General features: G+C 70.3%; 2 protein-coding genes. One reads left to right on the top strand and one right to left on the bottom strand.

Annotated elements, in window-relative coordinates; translation table 11 throughout:
- Window positions 1-149: 149 nt before the first annotated feature.
- A complete protein-coding gene (locus tag AX737_RS26695; RefSeq protein ID WP_066926760.1) occupies window positions 150-1,439 on the bottom strand; it encodes a polysaccharide biosynthesis/export family protein in 1,290 nt (429 codons plus the stop codon).
- A gap of 1,339 nt (window positions 1,440-2,778) precedes the next feature.
- Here AX737_RS26695 and AX737_RS26690 point away from each other — a divergent pair.
- The coding region (locus AX737_RS26690) for a Wzz/FepE/Etk N-terminal domain-containing protein (RefSeq protein ID WP_066926758.1) at window positions 2,779-4,958 on the top strand (2,180 nt) is incomplete at its 3' end.

Genomic DNA, 4,958 nt, shown 5'->3' with positions numbered 1-4,958 from the left:
AACCCGAACGTGTTGGGCAAAAGCGCAGCTTGCGGCGTCGGAAACATCGCGGGTCGTCTCTCCGGTCTTGATCGATCGTGGGGTGCGGGAGGTATCGGGATGCAGGGTGTCGGGATGCAGGGCCGGCGGGTCGTCGCGGCCCGGCGCCCTCAGCGGGTCGGCACCTCGGCGGCCTCGCCGAACTGCAGGGCGACTTCCACCACGTCGCCGGGCTGAAGCTCGGTGTCGTTCGACGCGGTGATGCGCTGGGCCTGCTTGCCGTCCTTGCGGACGATCACGAGGGCCGGGTCGCCGTCGAGGCCGCGCACGAGCTGCGACTTGACCATGCCGGTGTAGCGGAGCTGCTCGCTGGTGTTCTGGAGCGTGCCGCGGATCTCGGCCAGCCGGACGTTGGCGTCCTGCAGTTCCTTCATCACCTCCAGCCGGCGCGCCTCGTCCACGCGCTGCAGGCGGTAGTCGAAGGTGTCCTTCTCGCGCTCGGTGGCCGCGCGCGTCGCGGTCGTCTGCAGGGCCCGCGTCGATGACAAGAGGAGGGAGCGGCGCGAATCCGTCAGCCGGTTCGTCGGGATCGTCCCGCGCTCGTAGAGGTCCTGGCTGCGCTTGAACTCGTCCGCGTCGGCCTGGACGCCCTCCTTCTCGCGGCTCTCCTGCTCGGTCAGCACGCGGACGCGGTCCCCCTCCTTCTGGGAGGCCGCGGTGAGGTAGGCCTTCTCCTTGGACGCCTCCTGGTTCTTCGACTTGAGGATGCCGCGCTCGACGTCGAGCAGTTCCGCCGTCATCGAGGGGGCGAGCGGCGTGTCCTTCAGCGCGCGGTCATCGACATCCTTCTTGCCGTCGAGCTCGGCCCGGAGCCGGGCGATCACCGCCTGCTGGCGCGCGTACTGCACCCAGGCCCGGTTGTGCTTCTCGCGCAGTTCCGAGAGCTGCAGGAAGGGGTTGTCCATCTTGAAGCGCAGCAGGTCGAAGCCGCCGGCCAGCGAGATCGCCTGCCGGACCGTCATGCCGGGCTTGAACTTCTGCTCGCCCGGCTGGGCGACGTCGCCGTTCAGGTAGACGGGCCGGTACTCGTCGACCGTGACGGTGATCTCGGAGGGCGAGAGGATCACCGGGAACTCGCGCCCCTCGTTCGTGCGGCGCCGGAACTCCTTCGTCGGCAGGAGGGCCTGGATCTTGGCCTGGGCCTCGGCCAGGGTGAGGCCCGCGACCTGCACCTGACCCACGAGCGGCATCGAGACCTGGCCGTCCATGCTGATCACGCTGGTGGCCTTCATCTCCGGCACCGATACCGCCTCGACCGCCAGGCTGTCGCCCGGCGCGAGGCGGTAGGCCGCCTGCCCGGCCTGCGGCGCGAGGCCGACGGCGGCGGCCAGCGCGAGGCGCAGGACACCCGTCCGAAGGGGCCGGCGGCCGACCGGGCGATTGCTCTCGACGTCACTCATCGTTTCCGGCTCCTCAGTCAGCCACATGTCCCGGACGGGCGCCCGCCCCGGCTCCGGCGCACGGCGCGCCGGTGTCCCGGAACGCCGCGTCCGCGTCGGGCCCGTCCCCGGTTCCCGCCTCGCCCCGCTCGACCCCGTGGTGTGCGTCCGCCAGCGCCCGGCGCATCGCGGGCGGTCACCATCGGAATGGTGAACGGGCTACGGTCTTCCTCGAAAGCCGTCGCTGCGTCAGGAAGCAATTCATGCGCGACCGCCAGCGATCGCGCTCCGGTCACGCAACTATAGTGTGGCACGCGCACGATTTGTCCAGTCCAGAAAAAGACGACCTCGTGCGCGCGTTGGATCAATTTCAGGTTGCTGAGTATGGCGTCGGCGCCGCCGGGTCGCTGGGTTTCACCTCGCACCTGCGTAAGCGCGAAGGCCGTAACCCATCCGCGTGGACGACGCCTGCGCCCTCCGTTCCGCCGGTAGCGGTACGCCCGAATCGGCCGCCTCGGCGGCCTGCCTCCTGGCGCATCAGGTCAGCCTGTCTGGCGCCGTCGTGGGCACAGTGAAATCCCTACCCTGGAGCGCCGACCCGGTGCCGGCACCGTCGTCTGGAGCGATCAACGAGACGTGAACTCACTGCCAAACCTCGGTTATCTCGTGCCCCAACCGGAACGATCTTGCAGGATGGCGCGCATGGCGCAGAAAAACGTTAACTTGGAAATCAGTTTTGCCATGCATAAAGAGAAAATCTGACTTGCATTTTATGCATGGCTCAAGCGCCGCTCGCGGTCGGGTGGTCGGCCCGAAACCGCGCGCTCGCGGTCGGCGGCGAGGGTCAGGAACCCGGATCGCGCGACGCCGCAGGGGATCCAAATGCCTTGCACCGCAGCAAAAAGCCTCCTGCCCTCGGGAGGCGTTCGGCGGCCGGCGCCACTTCAGCTTGTAACCAAAGCGTTCCAAAAAAAATCGTCGCGCCTCTGCTGCGATTATGACTAGTCCGGCTCATTACTCGGGTTCGTTCGTCATCCACTTGCGCTGTCCGCTGGAGTCCGTCAGTTTCCAGTCACAGCAGCTGTGCAGGTGCACACGACAACCTAGTCGATCTTCGATCGAGCTGCGCGCATCGTCAGGGGAAACAACCTCTGCTTTCGCTAGTCAGTGCTTGAACAGCGTTAGACATGCACCCGGATCGCGACCGAACGCGACGCCGGTAGGAAAATCGTTGCCTCATCGTCAGGTCCGCAATCCTTGCTGGCCGCGTGGCGAAGCTTTGAGATTTCACGCGGTCCGGCCGTCGGCCGGACCGCACACGCTCGTCCGGTCATGCCGCTCGGAGGATCTGAGACGTCCGATGAACATCAATCCTGACCGCTTCGCCTTCCAAACCGGCGCGAGGCCGAGCCCGTTGCCGGAGCCGCGGCCGCGCTCGTGGACGATCGCGCACATCGTCGATGCGACGCTGCGCCGCCGCCGGACGGTGGGTCTCGTCGCCGTGATCGTCTTCGCGATCGCCGCCGCCTACGCGAGCCTGACCGCGCCGACCTACACCTCGATGGCAAGCGTCGTCCTGGACACCAAGCTGACGCCGCCCTCGCCGGGGACGGTCGCGTCCGAGATGACGATCGATCCCGCCGTCGTCGACAGCCAGGTCGAGATCCTCAAGTCCGACAAGATCGCCCTCGACGTCGTCGATCGGCTCAATCTCACGGGCGATCCCGAATTCGTCGGATCGGAGCCGTCCTTCCTCCGCGCCACGATCGATCGCCTGGTGTCGGTCTTCGACCCGAGCCCGCAGGGCGCCGTGCGGACGGACAAGCGGCAGGCCGCTGCGGCCGCGCTCGGCCGGAAGGTCAAGGTCGCGCGGGCCGGGCGCAGCATCCTGGCGGAAATCACGGCGACGAGCCTCGATCCGGTCAAGGCGGCCGCGATCGCGAACGCCGTGGCCGAGGCCTACATCCAAGACCAGCTCAGCGGCCGCATGGAGGCCAGCCAGCGCACGACGGACTGGATGCAGCGCCGTCTCGCGGAGGTTCGCGAGCGGCTGGACGCCGCCAACGCCGCCCTGGCGGCCTTCCGGGCCGGCGGGGGCGACAGGAACGCGGCGCGCAGCGCCGAGCGCGCCGAGCGCGAGGGATCGCGGCCGGGCGCCGCCGAGGCGCTGGCCCGTGCCCGGGCGGATCTCGAGCGCATGACGCAGCTCGCCGCCGCCCTCGCGCAGGGCAACCCCGACGCCGACACCCTCGCCCGGATCGATCGCCTCGGCGACGCGGACCTGTCCCGCCTCGTGGCGGAGCAGCGCGGGCCTGCACCGGGAGCGGGCGTGCTGCGCGCGCTCGGCGAGCGGCTGGACCAGCGCATCGAGGCGCGCCGCAAGGAGGTCGCCGCCTCCGCGCTCAGGGCAACGCTCATCGACAAGCAGATCCAGGATCTCCAGGGCCAGGACGCGGAGGGCGCGGCCCCCGGGCCGGCCTCCGACCGGGAGCGCGCGCTCGAGCGCGCCGCCCAGGAGGCGCAGGGCAACTACGAGGCGCTCCAGAACCGCGTCACGCGCGTGAGCGCCTTCCTGCAGCAGCAGTCGATGCCGGTGACCGAGGCGCGCATCGTCACGACCGCGCTGCCGCCGCTCACCAAGAGCGGGCCGAAATCCGCGCTGATCCTGCTGCTCGGGCTGATCGGCGGGCTCGGCGCGGGGGTCGCGGCCGCCTTCCTGCGGGACGCATCCGACCGGCGGATCCGCTGGGCCCAGCAGGTCACGCACGATCTCGGCCAGCCGTTCCTCGGCTCCCTGGCCGGCTGCCCGGCCCGCGGGCGCGCGTTCCGGCACGGGACGGACGGCTCAGGAGGGCGCGGCCGGCGCCTGCCCGTCCCGCTCTTCATCGCGAACGGGTCCGGCTCGCCGAGCGTGCTGGAAACGCTCTGCACCACGAAGGTCTCGATCGACCAGGCGCTGCATCGCGAGACCTCCCGCGTCGTCGGGATCGTCTCGGCCAACGCCCAGGACGGCAAGACCACGCTCGCGACGAACCTCGCGGTGCTCCTCGTCGAGATGCGCGCCCGGGTCCTCGTCATCGACGCCAACCTGCACGGGGCCGGGCTCGCCGACCTCGCCGAGGGCGATCCCGGCCCGGGCCTGGCGCGCGCGGTCACGGAGCGTCGCCCGCTCGCCGAGTGCGTCGTGGCGAGCCGCCTGGGCTTCCACCTGCTGCCCGGCACCGTGGGCGCGGTTCCCAACCACCCGGTCGAGATCCTCGGCTCGCCCGTCCTGCGGCAGCTCCTCGCCGAGGCGCGCCAGCACTACGACTACGTGCTCGTCGAGGTCCCGCCCGTGGTCACGGCCGTCGATGCGCGGGTCGTCTCCGAGCTGATCGACGCCTTCGTGCTGGTGGTGCGCGGCGGCCGGACCCGGCGCGACGCGGTCGAGCACGCCTTCACCACCTGCCCGGGCATCGCCGACCGCATCGTCGGCGTCGTGATGAACGGCACGAAGACCGCCGAGCGCCCCGCCCCGGCCGGCGCCGCCCCCTCCTACCT

The sequence above is a fragment of the Methylobacterium sp. CCH5-D2 genome (assembly GCF_001556475.1).
GTDB classification, from domain to species: Bacteria; Pseudomonadota; Alphaproteobacteria; order Rhizobiales; family Beijerinckiaceae; genus Methylobacterium; species Methylobacterium hispanicum.
The sequence above is the reverse complement of the archived record's forward strand: the minus strand, read 5'-3'. Positions and strand labels throughout refer to the sequence as shown.